16 protein-coding genes and 2 pseudogenes are annotated in these 18,933 nt (G+C 59.4%); 9 read left to right on the forward strand and 9 right to left on the reverse strand.

Annotated features, from left to right (window positions below; genetic code table 11):
* Positions 1 to 114 precede the first annotated feature (114 nt).
* The 4 genes from ACPW74_RS14415 to ACPW74_RS14430 all read right to left on the reverse strand — a co-directional run bounded on the left by ACPW74_RS14415 (position 115) and on the right by ACPW74_RS14430 (position 4,390).
* On the reverse strand, positions 115 to 618 hold the full coding sequence (locus ACPW74_RS14415; protein ID WP_104455447.1) for a GNAT family N-acetyltransferase: 504 nt from the start codon (positions 616 to 618) through the stop codon (positions 115 to 117).
* A gap of 40 nt (positions 619 to 658) precedes the next feature.
* Positions 659 to 1,840 carry a MerR family transcriptional regulator gene (locus ACPW74_RS14420; protein ID WP_425858259.1) on the reverse strand — a complete coding sequence of 394 codons (1,182 nt, stop codon included), beginning with the start codon at positions 1,838 to 1,840 and terminating at the stop codon, positions 659 to 661.
* 149 nt (positions 1,841 to 1,989) lie between these two features.
* Positions 1,990 to 3,720, reverse strand: coding sequence for a single-stranded-DNA-specific exonuclease RecJ (gene recJ / locus ACPW74_RS14425; protein WP_425858261.1), 1,731 nt, complete (start codon positions 3,718 to 3,720; stop codon positions 1,990 to 1,992).
* Positions 3,686 to 4,390, reverse strand: a complete 705-nt coding sequence (locus ACPW74_RS14430; protein ID WP_039041117.1) for a disulfide isomerase DsbC N-terminal domain-containing protein — start codon at positions 4,388 to 4,390, stop codon at positions 3,686 to 3,688. Before ACPW74_RS14430 ends, recJ begins: the two co-directional genes overlap by 35 nt.
* Positions 4,391 to 4,649: 259 nt before the next feature.
* Between ACPW74_RS14430 and mscL the strand changes: the two genes are divergently transcribed.
* A complete protein-coding gene (mscL, locus tag ACPW74_RS14435) occupies positions 4,650 to 5,060 on the forward strand; it encodes a large-conductance mechanosensitive channel protein MscL (protein ID WP_010673746.1) in 411 nt (136 codons plus the stop codon).
* A gap of 74 nt (positions 5,061 to 5,134) precedes the next feature.
* Here the strand turns inward: mscL and xerD are convergent, their stop codons facing one another.
* Positions 5,135 to 6,034: a site-specific tyrosine recombinase XerD gene (gene xerD / locus ACPW74_RS14440; RefSeq protein WP_042014490.1), complete on the reverse strand. Its 900-nt coding sequence runs from the start codon at positions 6,032 to 6,034 to the stop codon at positions 5,135 to 5,137.
* A 184-nt stretch (positions 6,035 to 6,218) separates the two neighbouring features.
* Between xerD and fldB the strand changes: the two genes are divergently transcribed.
* The 4 genes from fldB to ACPW74_RS14460 all read left to right on the forward strand — a co-directional run bounded on the left by fldB (position 6,219) and on the right by ACPW74_RS14460 (position 10,614).
* Complete coding sequence (gene fldB, locus ACPW74_RS14445) at positions 6,219 to 6,737, forward strand: flavodoxin FldB (RefSeq protein WP_041212516.1); 519 nt, start codon at positions 6,219 to 6,221, stop codon at positions 6,735 to 6,737.
* A 510-nt stretch (positions 6,738 to 7,247) separates the two neighbouring features.
* Entirely contained in the window at positions 7,248 to 8,648 is a 1,401-nt protein-coding gene (locus tag ACPW74_RS14450; protein ID WP_045525639.1) for a TldD/PmbA family protein, read from the forward strand.
* A 106-nt stretch (positions 8,649 to 8,754) separates the two neighbouring features.
* Positions 8,755 to 10,095 carry a TldD/PmbA family protein gene (locus ACPW74_RS14455; protein ID WP_425858265.1) on the forward strand — a complete coding sequence of 447 codons (1,341 nt, stop codon included), beginning with the start codon at positions 8,755 to 8,757 and terminating at the stop codon, positions 10,093 to 10,095.
* 141 nt (positions 10,096 to 10,236) lie between these two features.
* Positions 10,237 to 10,614, forward strand: coding sequence for a VOC family protein (locus tag ACPW74_RS14460; protein WP_010673739.1), 378 nt, complete (start codon positions 10,237 to 10,239; stop codon positions 10,612 to 10,614).
* 71 nt (positions 10,615 to 10,685) lie between these two features.
* Here the strand turns inward: ACPW74_RS14460 and ACPW74_RS14465 are convergent, their stop codons facing one another.
* The gene (locus tag ACPW74_RS14465) at positions 10,686 to 11,612 is read right to left on the reverse strand and encodes a L,D-transpeptidase family protein (RefSeq protein ID WP_041212511.1); all 927 of its coding nucleotides are present in this window, start codon (positions 11,610 to 11,612) and stop codon (positions 10,686 to 10,688) included.
* 543 nt (positions 11,613 to 12,155) lie between these two features.
* Between ACPW74_RS14465 and ACPW74_RS14470 the strand changes: the two genes are divergently transcribed.
* Complete coding sequence (locus ACPW74_RS14470; protein ID WP_425858267.1) at positions 12,156 to 12,587, forward strand: hypothetical protein; 432 nt, start codon at positions 12,156 to 12,158, stop codon at positions 12,585 to 12,587.
* Positions 12,588 to 13,286: 699 nt separating this feature from the next.
* On the forward strand, positions 13,287 to 14,423 hold the full coding sequence (locus ACPW74_RS14475) for a Fic family protein (RefSeq protein ID WP_223936767.1): 1,137 nt from the start codon (positions 13,287 to 13,289) through the stop codon (positions 14,421 to 14,423).
* Between the two features lie 650 nt (positions 14,424 to 15,073).
* Here the strand turns inward: ACPW74_RS14475 and vapB are convergent.
* Positions 15,074 to 15,340 carry a type II toxin-antitoxin system VapB family antitoxin gene (gene vapB, locus ACPW74_RS14480; RefSeq protein WP_321203459.1) on the reverse strand — a complete coding sequence of 89 codons (267 nt, stop codon included), beginning with the start codon at positions 15,338 to 15,340 and terminating at the stop codon, positions 15,074 to 15,076.
* Positions 15,341 to 15,432: 92 nt separating this feature from the next.
* Between vapB and umuD the strand changes: the two genes are divergently transcribed.
* Positions 15,433 to 15,855: a translesion error-prone DNA polymerase V autoproteolytic subunit gene (umuD, locus tag ACPW74_RS14485; RefSeq protein WP_010676201.1), complete on the forward strand. Its 423-nt coding sequence runs from the start codon at positions 15,433 to 15,435 to the stop codon at positions 15,853 to 15,855.
* 3 nt (positions 15,856 to 15,858) lie between these two features.
* Positions 15,859 to 16,929, forward strand: coding sequence for a Y-family DNA polymerase (locus tag ACPW74_RS14490; RefSeq protein ID WP_232097871.1), 1,071 nt, complete (start codon positions 15,859 to 15,861; stop codon positions 16,927 to 16,929).
* 20 nt (positions 16,930 to 16,949) lie between these two features.
* Here the strand turns inward: ACPW74_RS14490 and ACPW74_RS14495 are convergent.
* Together ACPW74_RS14495 and ACPW74_RS14500 are read right to left on the reverse strand one after the other, a co-directional pair.
* Positions 16,950 to 18,031: pseudogene (locus ACPW74_RS14495) on the reverse strand (IS3-like element ISAs20 family transposase); the annotation flags it as partial.
* Positions 18,032 to 18,107: 76 nt separating this feature from the next.
* Positions 18,108 to 18,920, reverse strand: a pseudogene (locus ACPW74_RS14500) (IS5-like element IS5 family transposase); the annotation flags it as partial.
* Positions 18,921 to 18,933 lie beyond the last annotated feature (13 nt).

The following is an 18,933-nucleotide window of genomic DNA, read 5'->3' on the forward strand; positions in this document are numbered from 1 at the left end:
ATTTTCCACCATGAGATATCAGAAAGGTTGATATTAAACACCGCCCCATTCCCTAAAACCGACAAGGTTGCACCACCTTGAGAAAGCGACTTTCATCTTCCTCAAGGTGAGGGCTCACCCCTGCTGGAAGGCCTGGTGGTAGCGCACTTCACCACTGGGCATGGCAGCGCCGAACAAGCGGGCCATGAAGTACTCGGGCGGCACGCCGGGCAGCGTCAACCCCGGCTCGGGCACGAAACCGAAACGGCCGTAGAAGCCGGGCTCCCCCAGCACCACGCAGCCGGCCGCACTCATCCCCCTGAGCTCGGCCAGACCCGCCTCCATCAGCCGTGACCCCAGCCCCTTGCCGTGCAGCGCAGGGGAGACCGAAATGGGACCAAGACCATACCAGTGCGGGCTGCCATCACTGATGGTCACCGGCGAGAAGCAGAGGTGGCCGACCACTTGCCCCTCCAGCTCCGCCACCAGCGACAGGCTGAGTGCCCCGGCCTGGCGCAAGGCGCGCACGATCAGCTGCTCGTTGTGATCGGTATGGGGGGCATTGAGGAACGCGGCCACGGTCAGCGCTTCAATGGCGTCGTGATCGGCGCCTGTTTCGGGCCGAATGATGATGCTCATAAGGTTTTCTCCGTTTGTTATCTTGCAATGGATGGCCTGATCAGACTGCCTGCAGGCAGCAGATCACATAGCCGTAGCTGCCCAGGTGTTGGCGGTGGATGGCCACTTCCCGGCTCAAGTCCTGCCAGGCTGGGCTATCCCCCAGCTCGGCACTGTGGCGCGCCAGATTGCGCTCGATGGGATCCAGATAGTTGTGCCAGGCCCTTTGCGGCAACGGGGTGTGCCACAGGCAGCGATAACCCGCCTCCTTCACCGTTTTGAGCAGGCCCGCCAGGGTCTGCATGGCGGGATAATCCCGCTGCCAGAACGCCAGCGCCTCCTCTGGCGGCGTGTCCGTCAGCCACACCAGGTCGCTCAGCACCAGGCAGGCAGCAGGGCCGGCAAGGTGTGCCCGCCAGGCTTTGAGCGCATTGGCCACCCCGATGGTGTAGGCGCTCCCCTCGGCCCAGATGAGATCGGCGGGGGCCAGGTCTGCCGGCAGCGCCGCCATGTTGGCGCACAGAGTAGTGACCTGATTCAGCCCCGCCGCACTGGCCGATCTCGCCACGGCGGCCAGCGCCTCCTCGTCCAGATCGATGGCTACGATGGGGGCGTCCGTCACCTGTGCCAGCGCCAGGGTGGCGGCGCCGCGCCCACAGCCCATGTCGAGGATCCGGCGAGGCTGGCTGGGCAGCGCGGCAAATTGCTGCTGGGTGAAGAGGCTATCGCCCGGCCCCCAATAGCTCATGCCATCCAGCAGCAGCTTGAAATCCCGGATGTAACGTTCATGTTCATTCATGTCTTTGCTGAGCCACTGCAGGTGATAACGCTCTTTTTCACTGAATCCCTGCTTCATCACCCAGGCAAAGTAAGCCTGCGGGGCTTGATGCTGCAGTTGCCGCTGCCAGGCCTTGAACTCGTCGCCGGAGTGCGCACGCAAACCGGCGAGATCCGCCAGCAGATCCCGGGCGCGTTGCATCCGCGCCAGCTCTTCATCCAGCTCCCTGACCCGGGTTTCCAGCGTTGCCTGCTCCAGCTCGCCCGCCAGACAGGCGAGGCACTGCTTGAGGCTGAGCCCGCCGGCCTGCAGAGCCTGTACCATCCGCAGCCGCTGCAGATCGTCATCGTCGTAGTGGCGATAGCCGTTGGCGCCCCTCGTGCCCGCAATCACCCCCAGCTTCTCGTAATAGAGCAGGGTGGAGCGGGCCAGGCCGCAGCGCCGGGCCAGTTCGGATATTTTCATGACAACCACTCGCTAAGGGGTCTGTGACCCGATGAAGGGAAGCTTAAACTGTGAAGCAATAGACGGGTCAACGACAACATCCGGGTTCACACCATAAAAAATGGCCACCCTGAGGTGGCCGTCATCGGCAGCAAGAGAGACTCGCGGGATCAGAGGCCGGCGGCTTCCAGATGCTCCACCAGCAACTGCACGCTGCGGTTGCCGCGCCACTCGTTGACGTCGAGCCGGTAGACCAGCCGCACCCGCTTCACCGAGACATCGGGCCAGCGCTGCAAGTCGACGCCAAAGGCGATGGCATCCACCGCGTGGCCGGAATCCGTGGTCAGCATCATCTTGAGGTGCTTCTCCCCCACCAGCCGCTGCTGCACCAGCACGAACTCGCCGTCAAACAGCGGCTCGGGGAAGGCCTGACCCCAGGGGCCGGAGGCGCGAATAAGCTCCGCCAGCTCCAGACTCAGTTCATCGGGCAGCAGCTCGCCATCGGTGAGCAGCACCCCGGTCAAGAGCTCAGGGGTCACCAGCTCGCCGATGACCGCCTCGAAGGCCCGACCGAACGCCTCGATATTGGCCTTGGGCAGGGTCAACCCGGCCGCCATGGCGTGGCCGCCAAACTTGCCCATCAAGCCGGGGTGGCGGGTATCGAGCAGTTCCAGCGCATCGCGCAGGTGCACCCCCGGGATGGAGCGCCCGGATCCCTTGAGCTCGGTCTCGCTGCTCTCGGCAAAGGCGATGACCGGGCGGTAGTACTTCTCCTTCACCTTGGAGGCCACCAGCCCCACCACCCCCTGATGCCACTCGTTTCGGTGCAGCACGATGCCGGAGGGCACCTCGCCGTCACGAAAACGGATCTGCTCCAAAGTGGCGAGCGCCTCCTGCTGCATCCCCTGCTCGATCTCCTTGCGCTCCTGGTTGAGGCTGTCCATTTCGGAGGCGAACTGGCGCGCCAGGTTGATGTCGTCACAGAGCAGACAGGCGACCCCGAGGGACATGTCATCGAGTCGGCCCACCGCGTTGAGGCGCGGCCCCAGCGCAAAGCCGAGATCGGCAGCGCACAGGCGACGACCGTCGCGGCCCGACACATCCACCAGCGCCTGGATGCCGGGGCGACAACGGCCGGCCCGGATCCGCTGCAAACCCTGATGAACCAGGATGCGGTTGTTGCCATCCAGCGCCACCACGTCGGCCACGGTGCCGAGGGCCACCAGATCCAGGTAATCCGCCACGTTGGGGGCGCGCAGCCCCTGGCGCTCATACCAGCCGCTCTGGCGCAGATGGGTGTTGAGGGCCGCCATCAGATAGAAGGCGACCCCGACCCCGGCCAGGGACTTGGAGGGGAAGTCGCAGCCATGCTGGTTGGGGTTCACTATCGCGTCGGCGTCAGGCAGCTCCTGACCCGGCAAATGGTGATCGGTAACCAGTACCTGCATGCCTGCCGCCTTGGCCGCCGCCACCCCGGCGATGCTGGAGATGCCGTTGTCCACCGTGATCAGGAACTCGGCGCCGCGGGCCACCGCCAGCTCGACGATCTCCGGGGTGAGGCCATAACCGAACTCGAATCGGTTGGGCACCAGAAAATCGATGTGGTGCCCCCCCATGGCGCGCAAGGCCAGCACGCACAGGGCCGAGCTGGTGGCGCCATCGCAGTCGAAGTCACCGACGATGAGAATGCGTTTTTGCGCCGTCAGCGCCTCGGCCAGCAGCGGCACCGCCTGCGCCATGCCGAACAGACGCTGGGGCGGCAGCAGCTGGTTGGCGCTGCGCTCCAGCAGGGCAGGGTCTTCTACCCCGCGGCTGGCGAAGATCTGGCGAAGCAGCGGGTGCAGGGTGGCGGGCAGATGGGAATCATCAACTCGCGGACGACGACGGATTTGCAGGGGCATTGATGTGATCCAGTATCTTGAGCAGTTGTTCGGGGCTCTGGTAACCGCGTACCAGGTCGCCATTGGGCAGGACCCAGCTCGGTGACGCCTTGATCCCGAGCCATTGGCTCAGGCCGATATGATGGGCAAGGATCGCATTACAGCCGCTCTCAGGCAAACGATCGCTGAAGTTGAGTTCGCGCAGCAGACCGGGATCGCACCAGCTAGCCTGATCCGAGGCGGCGACAGGCGCAGGCAGCAGTTGCACGCTCACGCCCCTCGCCTGCAAGCGGGGCAACTCCTCCAGCGCGATGCGGCAAGGACCGCAGGCGAGATCGGTAAACAGGGTGAGGCGGTGGCGTTCAGGGGTGGCCTTGAGCCAGAGCCGGGCCTCCCCTATCTGGGAGAGCGCCAGCCTGCGTTGCTGCTGCTGGCTGAGCCGGGTGAGGTTTCTCATGTCGTGGGCCAGATCCAGCATGGAGCCCTGCAGCACATAGTCTCCCCTGGCATCGCTGTAGAGCAGTCCCTGGGCCGTGCCCAGCAGATAGAGGCCCGGCATGGGGGTCTCGTCCACCAGGTAGACCTGCACACCGAGGCGCTGCTCTATGGTCTGTTTCAACACATGGGGGTCCATCCCCGCGCTGGCCGCAAAAGCGCACAGCAGCATCATTCCCAGCAGTAAATATCGCATCAGCTCATTCACTTGGCATGATTGAAGGGTATCATAAGGTAACCCAGACAATTCCCTCTCCCAAAGACCTTAATTAGTGATCGATTAATAACGTCCGCAAGAAAAAATTACGGGATGACAGGTTGCCAATCGGGCTTGAGCCCCGCAAGCTAATCAGGACGACGGGAGACATCTTTAGTCATCCCTCTGTTTTGCTGATGTTTTATTATTCAAATCGACGTGCGCTCAGGTGGCACGTTGTCTATTTCTAGGGGGAAAAATGAGTCTGATTCAAGAGTTCAAGGCCTTTGCATCCAGGGGCAATGTGATCGACATGGCGGTAGGTATCATCATAGGTGCCGCCTTTGGCAAGATTGTCTCCTCCTTCGTGGGAGACGTGATCATGCCCCCCATCGGGCTGATCCTGGGGGGCGTGGATTTCAGCGATCTCGCCGTGACCCTGAAGGCCGCCGAAGGGGATGCCCCTGCCGTGGTCATCGCCTACGGCAAGTTCATCCAGACCTGTATCGACTTCCTGATCATTTCCTTCGCCATCTTCATGGGGCTCAAGGCCATCAACACCCTGAAGAAGAAGCAGGAAGAGGAAGCCGCTGCCCCGGCCGGCCCCACCAAGGATCAGGAGCTGCTGACCGAGATCCGCGACTTGCTGAAATCCCAGCAGGGGAAATAACCGTTTCCTCCCTGTCGTGTGCTGAAAAAAAAACCGCCTTCGGGCGGTTTTTTGTTGCAAGGCCGATGAGGCGCTCAGGCTCTGGGGTGGTGCTGGCCGTGCAGTGCCTTGAGCCGCTCGTTGGCCACGTGGGTATAAATCTGGGTGGTGGAGAGATCCGCGTGGCCCAGCAGCATCTGCACCACTCGCAGATCGGCGCCGTGATTGAGCAGGTGGGTGGCGAAGGCGTGACGCAGGGTGTGGGGGGAGAGTTCCCCCCTGATGCCGGCTCTCAGGGCATAGAGCTTGATGCGGTGCCAGAAGGTCTGGCGGGTCATCATCCGGGCCCGCTTGGAGGGGAACACCACGTCCGAGCTGGTGCCACCCAGCAGCAGGGTGCGCCCCTCCCGGTAGTAGCGCTCCAGCCAGTGCACCGCCTCCTCCCCCATGGGGACCAGGCGCTCCTTGTTGCCCTTGCCCACCACCCGCACCAGCCCCTGGCGCAGGCTGACGTGTTCGGCGGTCAGCCCCACCAGCTCGGACACCCGCAGCCCGGTGGCGTAGAGCAGCTCGAGCATTGCCTTGTCCCGCAGCTCCAGCGGATCGTCCACCAGGGGGGCTTGCAGCAGCGCCTCCACCTCGGCTTCGCTCAGATCCGATGGCAGCTTTTTGGGGAGCTTTGGCCCCTCCAGCAGCACGGTGGGATCGTCGCTGCGCAGCTTCTCGCGATTGAGGTACTGGTAGAAGCGGCGCAGGGCCGAGAGGAAACGGGCCGTGCTGCTGGCCGCGAACTGATGGTCCACCCGCCAGGCGAGGTAGTGCTGGATGTCGTCCAGCCCCGCCAGCAGCAGGGAACCGCCTTGCTCATCGAGCCAGAGGGCAAATTTTTCCAGGTCGGTGCGATAGGAGCTGACCGTGTTGTCGGAAAGCCCACGCTCCAGCCAGAGGGCGTCGAGAAACGGCTCGATCAGGGGATGGGATTCTGCTTTGCTCATGGTGCGCCGCGCTCAGGGAAACAGGTCGCCATTGTAACGTGCCGACCCACCCGGGCCGCAAGGCAAGGCTGCACATCCCCTCAGGCGGTGAAGAGCCCGGCGCAATCTGCTAGACTGGCGCCCTCCCCCCCGGGCGCCGCTGTGCCGGTCACGCCCCTTGCCGACTGCGATCAAGAGAAGAGCGATGAAGATAGGTTTGTTTTATGGCTCCACCACCTGCTACACCGAGATGGCCGCCGAGAAGATCCGCGCCCTCATCGGCCCCGAGCTGGTCGATCTCCACAACATCAAGGATGTGCCCCTCGCCCGCATGCAGGAGTACGACATCCTGATCCTGGGCATCTCCACCTGGGACTTCGGCGAGCTGCAGGAGGACTGGGAATCCCGCTGGGAAGACATCGCCGACCTGCATCTGGAGGGACGCATCATCGCCCTGTTTGGCATGGGCGATCAGCTGGGCTATGGGGAGTGGTATCAGGATGCCCTCGGCCTGCTGCACGATCAGCTGGTCCCCAAGGGAGTCAAGCTGGTGGGCTACTGGCCCAACGAGGGGTACGAGTTCGATGCCTCCAAGGCGCTCATCGACGATGGCCGTCACTTCGTCGGGCTGGCCCTCGATGACGCCAACCAGTACGACCAGACCGAGTCCCGTATTGAGCAGTGGGTCGACCAGATCCTGAGCGAGATCCACGAACTGCTCTGACCCTGGCCGCCTGGATGTTCGACGACGCCAGCCAATGGACGACCAGACCGACCCCGCATCGAGCAGTGGGTCGACCAGATCCTGAGCGAGATCCACGAACTGCTCTGATCCTGGCCGCCTGGATGTTCGACGACGCCAGCCAATGGACGACCAGACCGACCCCGTATCGAGCAGTGGGTCGACCAGATCCTGAGCGAGATCCACGAACTGCTCTGATCCTGGCCGCCTGGATGTTCAACGACGCCGGCCAATGGGCGACCAGACCGACCCCGTATAGAGCAGTGGGCCGACCTCATAAAAAACGAGCGCCATGAGCGGCGCCAACCTCCCCTGCCGGTAGCCTGCGCTCGGGCTGCCGGGCGCATAAATCGCACCGATTTTCTCGTTTGGTATCATCGGCTGACGCTATAGCGACTTTTTGCTTCTGGTCTGCAACAATGAGGTCGACACCCCATAACAACACAACGCCGGGTGTCGGAAGCAAACGGACAGACCAGAAAAGGATATTCTATGACTTCATTCTCCCTGTTGGCCCCCGCCATCGCCCGCGACGTGCTCGATCACGCGCTGGCGCTGGGTGCCGACTTCGCCGAGCTGTTTGTGGAGCGCAAGCGCCGCAGCCAGCTCAGCCTGCTCTCCAGCCAGATAGAGAACATCAGCGGTGGTCTCGACTTCGGTATCGGCGTTCGCCTGTGCTACGGCCACAAGGTGCTCTACGGCTACACCAATCTGGCCGATCGCAACGAGCTCTTGCGCATCGTTACCCTGCTGGCGGCCAAGGACAGGCGTGACCCCGTGGTCACCGCCACCGCCTTTGACTTCACCCGCCTGACCGACCGCAACCCCATCGCTCTGCCGCTGTCGGCCGACAAGCTGCTGGAACAGAAGATCGCCTACCTGCATGCCATGGACGCTGCGGCCCGCGCCGAGAGCGACAAGGTGAGCCAGTTCTCTGGCAACGTGCTCGGCTGGGAGCAGGAGGTGGAGATCTTCAACAGCGAAGGGGTGCAGGTGAGCGATCGCCGCCACTACAACCGCATCATGGCCCAGACCATCGCCCTGGACGGGGGCGAGCAGAGCGTAGGTTATGAAGCCCCCGGTGCCATGAAGGGATGGGAGCATGCCGAGAGCATCGATCCCCGCGAGCTGGCTCTCACCGCCACCCGCCAGGCACTGGTGAAGCTGGGAGCCGCCCCCTGCCCGAGCGGCAAGCTGCCGGTCATCATGGAGAGCGGCTTTGGCGGCGTCATCTTCCACGAGGCGTGCGGTCACCTGCTGGAGACCACCTCGGTGGCCAAGAAGGCATCCGTGTTCCACGACAAGATGGGCCAGCTCATCGCCAACCCCGCGGTCAGCGCGGTGGACGAGGGCTTGCAGGGCAACGCCTGGGGCTCCATCAACGTCGATGACGAGGGGATGGCGACCCAGCACACCCAGCTCATCAAGGACGGCGTGCTGACCGGCTTCCTGGTGGACAGAATGGGGGCCCTTCGCACCGGCTACGCCCGCACCGGTTCCGGGCGCCGGGAATCCTACAAGTTCGCCCCCGCCTCCCGCATGCGCAACACCTATATCGAACCGGGCAACTACAGCCTCGACGACATGCTGGCAACCGTGGAGCACGGCATCTATGCCAAGCGGATGGGGGGGGGCTCTGTGCAGCCCGGTACCGGCGAGTTCAACTTCAACGTGCAGGAGGCCTACCTCATCGAGGGGGGCAGGATCACCCGGCCCCTCAAGTCGGCCACCCTGATCGGCACCGGCCCGCAGGTATTGAAGGAGATCTCCATGGTGGGGCGCGATCTGGCCCTCTCCGCCGGCATGTGCGGCTCGGTCTCCGGATCCATTCCCGCCTCGGTCGGCCAACCGCCGCTCAAGGTTGACAGCATTCTGGTCGGAGGGAACGCCTGATGAACATCCATTACACTCTGTGCGGTTCCATCTCCCGCCTCATTCGCGTTTCAGTCGGCCCGTCGCCGCTCAAGGTTGACAATATCCTGGTCGGAGGGAACGCCTGATGAGCCAACTCGACATGAACCAACTGCTTGCCCGTCTATTGGACCAGGTCGCCGATCTGGGTGCCGAGGCAGACGTCATCGCCAATCAGGAGAAGGCCTTCTCCCTCAAGGCCGACAAGGGCGAGCTCAGTGAATACAAGGTCACCAGCAGCCAGCAGATCGGCATTCGTCTCATCAAGGAAGGCCGGGTCGGCATCGCCTATTCCGAGTCCCTCGACGCGTCGGCCCTGGACGCCATGGTGCAGGATGCGCTCGATGCGAGCCGCTTCGCCAAGGTGGACCCGGATCAGCGCATCACAGTGCAGCAGAGCAGGTTCATCACCGACTGCGCCGAGATACATCAGACCGACACCACGGCGGTGGAAGAGAAGATCGCCCTGACCCTGCGCCTCGAGTCCGACATGCTGGCCCTGCCGGACGTGACCGGCGCCCCCTACAACGGCTTCTTCGAGGGGGAGAGCCGCCTCTGGCTTGCCAACAGCCAGGGCAGCATCTGTGAACATCAGGAGTTCAGCGTCGGCTGCCACAGCTCCGCTCTCATCGAGCGGGAGGGCCGCCAGTCCATGCACTACCAGGGACAGTACGCACGGCGCTTCGACGAGTTGGAGAGCCAGCCTCTCATCCGCCAGATCCACGCCGTGGCCGATGGCCTGCTGATGGGTGAGGCGGTGCCGAGCGGTCGCTACAGCGTCATCTTCAGCACCCACTGCTTTGCCAGCCTGTTTGGCTGCTTCCAGTCCGCCCTGTCTGGCAAGTGGGCCCAGCAGGGGATCAACCCCTGGCGCGACAAGCTGGGCCAAAGCGTGGCTTCTCGCTGGCTCACCCTGGAGAGCCGTGCCTATATGCCGGGGGGCATGAAAATCAAGGCGTTTGACGGCGAAGGGGCCGCCACTTCGGATCTCCTGCTCATCGGCGAGGGGGAGCTCAAGACCCTGCTGCACAACAGCGCCACCGCCCGCCACTTCGGCGTGACGAGCAACGGTGCAGCCGCCCGCAGTGCCCGCAGTGCCCTGGACGTGGCCCCTCGTCACCTGGTATTCGGGCTCGGCCCCCACGGCGAGGCCGAGGTACAAAGCGGTGAGTACCTGGAGCTGGTCAAGCTGGACGGCCTGCACTCCGGGGCCGATGCGGTGAGCGGCGACTTCTCGTTCGGCGCCTCCGGCTTCCTCTGTCGAAATGGCGAGCGCGTGGCGCCGGTACGCGGCATCACGGTGGCAGGCAACTTCTATCGCCTGCTCGGGGAGTTGGAAGCGGTCGGCAACCAGCTGCACCACGACGATGGCAAGGACTTCTATGCCCCGCTGATCCGCTTTGGCGGGCTCAGCATTGCCGGCAAATAAGAGGGGGAGCCTTACTCGGCTCTTCCCCCTTCAAGCGGCGCCATCAGGCGCCGCTTTTTTATCCATGGCGCCTCCCGACGGCCACTTCTAACCTCAAAGAGCCACCGACCGCGTTGGCCGGGAACTCTGGAGAATACGACGATGGACAACACCCTGGTCTGGGCCGACATTCCGACACGGGATCTGGATCGTGCCATGGACTTCTACTCGGCCCTGCTTGATGTGCAGGTCACCCCCATCCAGGAAGAGACCATGCGCTTTGCCATGCTGCGCCACGACGGCAGCAACGCGGCGGCCTGTCTCGGCCCCATGGACAAATATCACCAGCCCGGCGGTGCCGGTCCCCTCATCTATCTCTCCCTCGGTGACAGGCTGCAGGAGGCGGAGCTGCTGGTCCCACGGCTCGGCGGGCGGGTGCTGGAGCCTCTGCACAGCATCGGCAGCGGTCATGGGTCCAGGGTCATCATCGAGGATACCGAAGGCAACTGGCTTGCCCTCTATGCCCCACCAGCCAGCTGACGTCCGGATACGCAGAAACAACAACGGCGACCTGATGGTCGCCGTTGTTGTTTAACTGCACTTGCCGGCCATTACGCCTCTGGATTGAGGCGGGTCGGGATGCCGGTACGCTGTTCCAGCACCTGCTTGACCACGTTGGAATCGCTGTCAGCGTGGGCGATGAAGCGGGTGGTAGCCGGGGTCATGGGCAGCGGCACGGAGGCGGTGGAGTTGAACTCTTCCTCGGTGCGCGACAGCGGCTCGTGCACTTCCATGTAGCGACCGCCATCCGGCTCGACCGTGGTCTTGACCGGCTGGTTGACGAACTGGACGCGGGTGCCGACCGGCACGTGATCGAACAGGTACTTGATGTCGTCGGCGCGCAGGCGCACGCAGCCGCTGCTCACCCGCAGACCGATGCCGAAGGTGGCGTTGGTGCCGTGGATGGCGTACAGGTTGCCGATGTAGAGCGCATGCAGGCCCATGGGGTTGTCCGGGCCGGCCGGCCAGACCGCGGGCAGGGTCTTGCCCTGGGCGGCGTAGCGGCGACGGATGTTCTCGGTCGGGGTCCAGGTCGGGTTGGCACGCTTGCGCTCAACCTTGGTGATCCAGTTCTCCGGGGTGTTGACCCCGAGCTGGCCGATGCCGATGGGCAGCACATGCACCACGTTCTTGCCCTTCGGGTAGTAGTAGAGACGCATCTCCGCCACGTTGATGACGATCCCTTCGCGGGGAGCGTTGGGCAGGATCAGCTGATGGGGAATGATCAGCGTGCTGCCCGCCTTGGGCAGGTAGGGGTCGACGCCCGGGTTGGCTTCCATGATGTTGGTCAGACCCAGCTGGAAGTCGGAGGCGATCTGCTCCAGCGGACGGTTGTCTGCGGGCACCACGTATTCCTGGTTCTCACCGATCAGGCGGCTGTTGGCTGCAGGCAGCTGGTATTCAACGGCGGCGGCCTGCTGGCTGACCAGCGCCAGCGTACATAAAAGAGCCGAAGCGGCAATGCGAAGGGGATTCATAAAATTCCTGTATGGTTTCCTGTTCCTGTGGGCCTTTGCCCTGCTCATCATCGGTCTCTTGTGGACCCGTCACCGGGGACCAACAACCGAGCGCGCATTCTTTCCCGAGCAGGGCAAAATTTCAACTTGGAGATGGTCTTTTTCGCCGAAAAGATCCATTTCACCGCCAACTCGGGGGCCTCTTTCACCCCTTGCACTCTAGCAACCCCAGTCTGAGCGTAAAATGAACATGGCGCAGGTATGCCAGGGTCGTCCCAAATTGCATGACGAGGCGGTCACGAGTACAATCTCGCACCCCGTATATCCGGAGTATCGAGTCACCTCCTGCTCCGATGTACCCCCATCGGATGGCCGTGCGTCGAAGACGGTCGCGCCACCGATGAACCCACACGACGCCATCAGGTGGCGCCGTCCTGATTTGCAATCAGAACGCAATATAACATACCGCCATAAATTCAGTCACTTACAACAATCTTCAAATTGATATCCATGGAACTATACACAATGCTAGTATGAGACTGCGTTGAGTATTAGGGGCTTCTCATGAGCGATTTGATCGATGTGTTGAGTAAATTTTCTGTACATGACTTGGCTAGAATGCTGGCAGAGAGGATCGAGGCTGACAGTCAGAGCACGTTCAAAAATCGTCATGATTTGGGCGGGGGCATAACACTATTCAAACAAAAAGGCAGCTCCAGATGGCACTGTAGAGTCCATCAACCAGCAGATGGCATTTATGACTATCGTCAGAGCACACGGAAACTCGACTTACGAGATGCAACGTCCGAAGCACATCAAATAGCACTGATGTTAAAAATTAAATTATCGAGTGGTGTTGCGCTTAAAAAGGGTATTACGTTTAAAACAATAGCGAATGAAATCGTTCAATTCTACTTGAAGCGCTCTAAGGAAGGTGCGAATAAGTCATATGGCACGAGAGCATTTACTGGTAACCCATTGATATTAAATGACTAAAATTTTCATTTTTTGTTCGTGGGATACTTGTTCGCACTTTCCCTAGGCATCTCCCTCAAACGTAGTCATATCTACGAGATGATTGCTGCGGCCTATGGCTACAGTACTTACGCGTCATTGCAAGCTGATGCGATTCTGCTCAGTAATACGAAATGGCAGGTTGCGTTGGATGTAAGTGCAATTGAGGCTAGGGAAGGTGCTAACAAGTCACTTGGCACAAAAACACACCATTCTAAATTATTGATATTAAATGGCTAAACTTTTTAGTTTTGGCACATAGGGTACTTATTCGCACCTTCCCTAGTACATCTTTGAGCTCAAGCTGGGTTGTGTGGACGAATGCTTTGATGGTCATGATCCAATCTCCTAGTCCTACCCTGGGGTATACATCGCACGTTTAATCCATCCAAGGTGAGGATTTGAGGTTGAGATCATGTGGCTTGAGAGTAGTAACCATTTTGACTCGTGCGAAAGTCTGGCCGGTCAGCCGAGACAAATCATAACCTAGTAAGTGGCACTGTCCAAGAGTCCATTCTCGCCCCGAGCCTCTCCGACACCCAGTAGACCAGCCCTGTGAGTTGTGGAATGAGCCGAATGAGGGCTATTATCGGCTCATATCGCGAGCCGAATGTGGTGTCAATTCGGCTCATTGTTGGCATTATACTGCTTGCCCGCGACACAAAATCAGCGAGATTATCGATGACCGTAGACTGGATCTGGCAACACGAGAACTGGCCTCATTTTTGCTGGCAAGATAAGCAGTTACTGCCAAGGCTACGTCTGGCACACCGCAATCTGGGACTACTCCAGGGCCTTCATTTATCAGCTCACAGCACAACACTGGCGCATCAGACACATGCCCTAGATACGCTGCTGGCCAATATCGTCGCGTCCTCAGCTATCGAGAATCAGCAACTGAACGCGCAGTCGTTACGTGCATCTCTGGCATGTCGCCTCGGGATAGTGGAGCAGTCACACTACCCTACCTCAGTTAGATCCGAGGGGCTGGCCGCCATGATTGTGGATGCAATTAGCAGCGATGAGCAGTTGACGCTTGAACGCCTGCTGCAATGGCATCGCTGGCTTTTTCCCGCAGATGACCGGAGATCGCATCAGATACGCGTTGGCCAGCTGCGTGGTGATGAGCCGATGCAGGTGATATCCGGAGCACGTGATCGACTCATCGTGCATTTCGAAGCCCCACCACGTGAGGGACTAGGGCAGGCATTGGCCACTTTCATCGACTGGTTCAATACCAGTTTCGATGATCCCTGCCTAGATCCATTACTGCGAGCCGCCATCTGTCAGCTCTGGTTTGTCACGTTACATCCGTTTGATGACGGTAACGGACGGATTAGCCGAGCCCTCACCGATCTTGCACTCTCTCAGGCCGACAACCAGAGCATCAGTCTGTATGCAATTTCGACAGTGATTTTTGAGCGTCGAGCTGATTACTATCGCGCTCTGGAGCAGACCCAGAGAGGTGGTCTGGATATCACCCCTTGGCTGGTTTGGTTTTTGGACACACTCAACGTCACGCTGGAACAGGCACAACAATCATGCACCCAAACTCTGGCCCGGCAACGTTTCTGGCAGCAACACGCTAATGACCAATTGTGCCCTGAACAGGTAATGATCCTGAACTATTTGATAGGCAGTGATGATGATCGCTGTTTGCAGAGCATTAGTGCCAGTCAGTATCAAATTATTGCTCAGGTGAGCAAATCTACAGCCACGCGCCATCTTACTGATCTACTGGAAAAAAACTGCCTAGAAAAAGAGCCTGGTGGAGGCAGAAACACACGATATCGGCTCAAATTGACACCTGAAAAGTAAGCCAATTTATAATATGAGGTGGGTGATTACTGGATTTGCCCCATAGAGCCAGACACTTGCACCTTGTCCATGAATGCTAACTTGTAGGGGGGAGTGCCGATCGGATTCTCGCCTTCTCAGTTAGTTCCATCCCGAAGCATCGATTTGGGCAAGAACGCCCCGCATCTTTATTCATCACACCGAAAGAGCAAGCAGAGTTCGCTCTATTTTGCAAGATCACTCGAGGGAAGGTGCGAATAAGTCATATGGCACGAGAGCATTTACTGGTAACCCATTGATATTAAATGACTAAAATTATCATTTTTTGTTCTTGGGATACTTGTTCGCACTTTCCCTAGAGCAGTTCTCGGCATGTCGCATACTGTCCAAAATTGCAGCGGCTGAAACCACTACAGAGGAGAGACCAATCGCCAGCATTGTAGATACAGAACTGGATCACATGCACCACGACCAGTGGTGCAACCTAGAAAAAATGGCTACTTAGCTATCCTGCCTGGGGGCGAGTACCGACAGATCTATGAACAATCCTCGCTACGCGAGAATGATAGCCATAGCTATTCACCTTTTCAGGTGAGAGGGATACGCTTTATCTATATATATAAAAACAATCCCTCTCAGCTACGCAACTCAGTTACCCTGCTGGACCAACCTCAGAGTTTCTCTCGCTCCTGGGCGGTTGGCTGCTCACGTTCGGCCATGACGTCGGCGCTCATACAAGGCTCATCAAACCACCTATCCCAGGACTCACCTACAGGTGTGATTATGCGAGTACGACCAACCACGACGATCTCAACATGCGTGACCTCATCTGGCAGGGCCACTGCCTCGGGCAGGTATACCCCCTGGCCACGACCACACCTAAAAACTGTTGATTCCATCACGCGTCCTATGAACACAGTACCATGTGAACCGAACATAGCTAATGGGCCCGGTATGTCAACTGACACCGGATGCACACGTTATGCAATACGGCTATACTGTATATAAAAACAGTAACCAGTGAGCCACCATGTTCGCCATCCCACATCCAACCCCGGACGCTCTAGAGCTGCCGCTTTTTCTGTCCCCTGTGGTTTGCGGCTTTCCTAGCCCAGCACAGGACTATATTGAGCAAACCATAGATCTGAACCAGATCTGTATTGAGCATCCCGCTGCCACCTTCTATGTCAGGGCCAGTGGCCACAGCATGGTGGAAAAGGGCATCAATGACGGGGATCTTTTGATCGTAGATAGGGCGCTCAAGGCCCGCCACGGCGCTATCGTTCTAGCCTGCCTTGATGGAGAATTCACGGTCAAACAGCTGCAAGAACGCCCGTTCCCTGCCCTGCTACCCGCCAATCCGGATTTCCAACCCATCCATCTATTGGACGGGCAGGAACTAGAAATTTTTGGCGTCGTAACCTATGTGCTCCACAAGACCAAACTGGGGTAAACCATGCCCAACGCCATTGCCCTCGTCGATGTGAACAACTTCTATGCGTCCTGCGAGCGCCTGTTTAGGCCAGACCTCAAGGGGCGCCCGATCGTGGTGCTATCGAACAACGACGGCTGCGTTGTGGCTCGCTCGGCAGAAGCCAAGGCGCTTGGCATCAAGATGGGTGTTCCCTACTTCCAGATCCGTCAGTTCTTCGAGGCCGTAGGCGGTGTTTGGTTCTCGAGCAACTACGCCCTCTATGGTGATATGTCACAGCGCGTAATGACCACGCTGGAAGGCATGGTGCCGACTGTCGAGGTGTACAGTGTTGATGAGGCGTTTATTGAACTGAACGAATCATGGGCGGGAGACCTAACAGCATATGGTCGTCAGATCCGTGAACGAATACAGCAATGGACTGGACTCACAGTCGGCGTCGGGATCGGGCCAACCAAGACACTCGCCAAGCTGGCAAACTACGCCGCGAAGAAGTGGCCTGCGACTGGTGGAGTGGTTGATTTGCGTGATGAGGCACGTCGAGCGCGTTTGATGGCTATCACTCCGGTCGGGGAAATATGGGGAATAGGTAGAAAACTGACCACCAGGCTCGAAGCGCACGGGATCAATAGTGTGGCGGACCTAGTCGCTGTCGATGGTAAAAACCTACGGCATCGTTATGGGGTCGTTGTTGAGCGAACCGTGCTAGAGCTACGCGGCTATCCATGCGCCAACCTGGAGCAGGACACACAAGCCAAACAGCAGATCATCTGCTCCCGATCATTCGGTGAACGGATCACACACATGAATTCCATGCATCAAGCCCTCGCAGGATATATGGAACGTGCAGCTGAAAAACTCCGGGCAGAGGGAATGTGCTGTCGCCATGCCACTCTATTCATTCGCACCAGCCCCTTCAATGACAAAGAGCCCTACTACGGCAACCAGGTGAGCACCAAGTTGGCTGTACCTACTAACGATACTAGGGCGCTGTTGGAACAGGACGGTTCATCTGATATCAGAGTACGTGCACTGAGGTGTCCGGAATCGGTGTACACGCAAGCCGGAATCAGCGTTCATTTTAAACCGGAATAGGTGTTCATTTTCGACCGGAATATGCAGCTCCGTTGCAGCAACGCCGCCGCCCGTTCACCGCACTCTTGCTCATGCACTTCCCAGCCCACCCCTTTGCGGCTGTAGATGTCCTCTATCAGATAGAGGTAGTAATACTGGCCGCGCACGAGTGACGGCAAGTAGGTGATATCCCAGGACCACACTTGATTGGGCCCAGTCGCGGTATGGCTGGTTGGTACCGGCACATGACGCGGTGGTTGGCTCCGGCCACGCCTGTGCTGCTGGTCAGCCGCCCGCAAGATGCGATAGAAGCTCGACTCACTGGCCAAGTAGCGCCCCTGGTCGGCCAGCCGTGGCACAATTTGACTCGGCGGCAACGAGGCGAACTCCTGGCTATTGCAGACGTCCAGCACGGCCTGCCGCTCCTCTGGGCTCAATGCATGAGCAGGTATGGAACGAACCGCATCCGGTCGCCTATCGGCACTCAGCTCAGGCCCGGCCAACCAGCGCTGGAGCGTGCGCAGACTCAGCCCCAACACCTCGGCCGCAGGATGCTTGCGGGCGCCAGCTTCAAGCGCTTCGCGCCACCATGCAACGTATTGCTGCCGCTCTGGCAACGAGGTCAGTTGTCCTCGTCGACGTTGCTCCAGTAGGCATCGAGCTTTTTTTGCAATATCAGCAGAGCTGCCGCCTCGGCCAGGGCCTTGTCTTTGCGCCGCAGCTCTTGCTCCAGTTGCCGGATACGCTTCTTGTCCGCTTTGGCCTGTGCCTTCTGCGCCTGTTGTAAGGTACGAGCGGATTGCTGGCCCAGAATACAGGCTTGGCGCCATTGCTGGACTTGCTCGGGATAGAGACCCTTACGGCGGCAGTACTCACTGAGTTCAATCTCGGAAAGCGCAGCGGTTTCCAGCACGACGGCGAACTTGGCCTCGGCGGGCCATTCATCGGTCAGTTTGTTGTCCCCGGGCACAGGAGACCCTCCGTCTTTGGCGTGTTTGCGCCAATTATACAGAGTGACCTCGCTGATGTTTTCCTGCCGAGCCAACTCGGCCACCGACATATTGATGGGCGGCAGCAGCTTCTTGAGCAAAGCAGCCTTGCGCTCACTTGAATAACGAGCCATTCGACACTCTTTATCCGCCCCCGGTCTTCACATTTAGATTATTCAGATTAGGCGACAACTATTCTGACACCGGGGGGATGCTGGCTTTCATGTATTCGATGTTGATGGCCGTTTTGTTCTTGCGTGGATGCTGTTTCAAGGTTCTTACCTTGCCGGGGCGCTCGGCGATCAGCCAGTCAACATCCACCTCGGCCAGCTCCTCGCGCTGTGGCGCCCCTTGGTAGCCGGCATCGGCTGAGACAAATTGCTCCTCTCCATGCAGCAGATTACCCAGCTGATTGAGGTCATGCTCGTTGGCCGCGGTGGTGACTAGGCTGTGGGTCAGGCCACTCTTGGCATCGACACCAATGTGGGCCTTCATGCCAAAGTGCCACTGATTGCCTTTCTTGGTCTGATGCATCTGCGGATCGCGTTGCTGCTCTTTGTTCTTGGTCGAGCTGGGTGCCTCAATGATGGTGGCATCGACCAAGGTGCCTTGAGTCATCATGACGCCTGCTTCGGCCAGCCAGCGATTGATGGTCTTGAACAATTGGCGGGCCAGTTGATGCTGCTCCAGCAGGTGGCGGAAATTCATGATGGTGGTGCGGTCCGGCAAGGCGCTATCCAGGGATAACCGGGCAAACAGACGCATGGAGGCGATTTCGTACAGAGCATCTTCCATCGCGCCATCGCTCAGGTTGTACCAATGCTGCATGCAGTGAATGCGTAGCATGGTTTCCAGCGGATAAGGTCGCCGGCCATTACCAGCCTTGGGGTAAAACGGCTCGATGACTTCCACCATGTTTTGCCATGGCAGAATCTGCTCCATGCGGGACAAGAAAATCTCTTTTCTGGTCTGACGGCGCTTACTGCTGAATTCACTGTCGGCGAAGGTAAGTTGATGACTCATGATGAACCCTTTT

The organism is Aeromonas sp. INTO2, from assembly GCF_049860605.1.
GTDB lineage: Bacteria > Pseudomonadota > Gammaproteobacteria > Enterobacterales > Aeromonadaceae > Aeromonas > Aeromonas caviae.

Bases quoted from the DNA above. Each gene is read 5' to 3' on its own strand.
- ACPW74_RS14415 (WP_104455447.1), bottom strand. From the start codon at position 618: ATGAGCATCATCATTCGGCCCGAAACAGGCGCCGATCACGACGCCATT.
- ACPW74_RS14420 (WP_425858259.1), bottom strand. From the start codon at position 1,840: ATGAAAATATCCGAACTGGCCCGGCGCTGCGGCCTGGCCCGCTCCACC.
- recJ (WP_425858261.1), bottom strand. From the start codon at position 3,720: ATGCCCCTGCAAATCCGTCGTCGTCCGCGAGTTGATGATTCCCATCTG.
- ACPW74_RS14430 (WP_039041117.1), bottom strand. From the start codon at position 4,390: ATGCGATATTTACTGCTGGGAATGATGCTGCTGTGCGCTTTTGCGGCC.
- mscL (WP_010673746.1), top strand. From the start codon at position 4,650: ATGAGTCTGATTCAAGAGTTCAAGGCCTTTGCATCCAGGGGCAATGTG.
- xerD (WP_042014490.1), bottom strand. From the start codon at position 6,034: ATGAGCAAAGCAGAATCCCATCCCCTGATCGAGCCGTTTCTCGACGCC.
- fldB (WP_041212516.1), top strand. From the start codon at position 6,219: ATGAAGATAGGTTTGTTTTATGGCTCCACCACCTGCTACACCGAGATG.
- ACPW74_RS14450 (WP_045525639.1), top strand. From the start codon at position 7,248: ATGACTTCATTCTCCCTGTTGGCCCCCGCCATCGCCCGCGACGTGCTC.
- ACPW74_RS14455 (WP_425858265.1), top strand. From the start codon at position 8,755: ATGAGCCAACTCGACATGAACCAACTGCTTGCCCGTCTATTGGACCAG.
- ACPW74_RS14460 (WP_010673739.1), top strand. From the start codon at position 10,237: ATGGACAACACCCTGGTCTGGGCCGACATTCCGACACGGGATCTGGAT.
- ACPW74_RS14465 (WP_041212511.1), bottom strand. From the start codon at position 11,612: ATGAATCCCCTTCGCATTGCCGCTTCGGCTCTTTTATGTACGCTGGCG.
- ACPW74_RS14470 (WP_425858267.1), top strand. From the start codon at position 12,156: ATGAGCGATTTGATCGATGTGTTGAGTAAATTTTCTGTACATGACTTG.
- ACPW74_RS14475 (WP_223936767.1), top strand. From the start codon at position 13,287: ATGACCGTAGACTGGATCTGGCAACACGAGAACTGGCCTCATTTTTGC.
- vapB (WP_321203459.1), bottom strand. From the start codon at position 15,340: ATGTTCGGTTCACATGGTACTGTGTTCATAGGACGCGTGATGGAATCA.
- umuD (WP_010676201.1), top strand. From the start codon at position 15,433: ATGTTCGCCATCCCACATCCAACCCCGGACGCTCTAGAGCTGCCGCTT.
- ACPW74_RS14490 (WP_232097871.1), top strand. From the start codon at position 15,859: ATGCCCAACGCCATTGCCCTCGTCGATGTGAACAACTTCTATGCGTCC.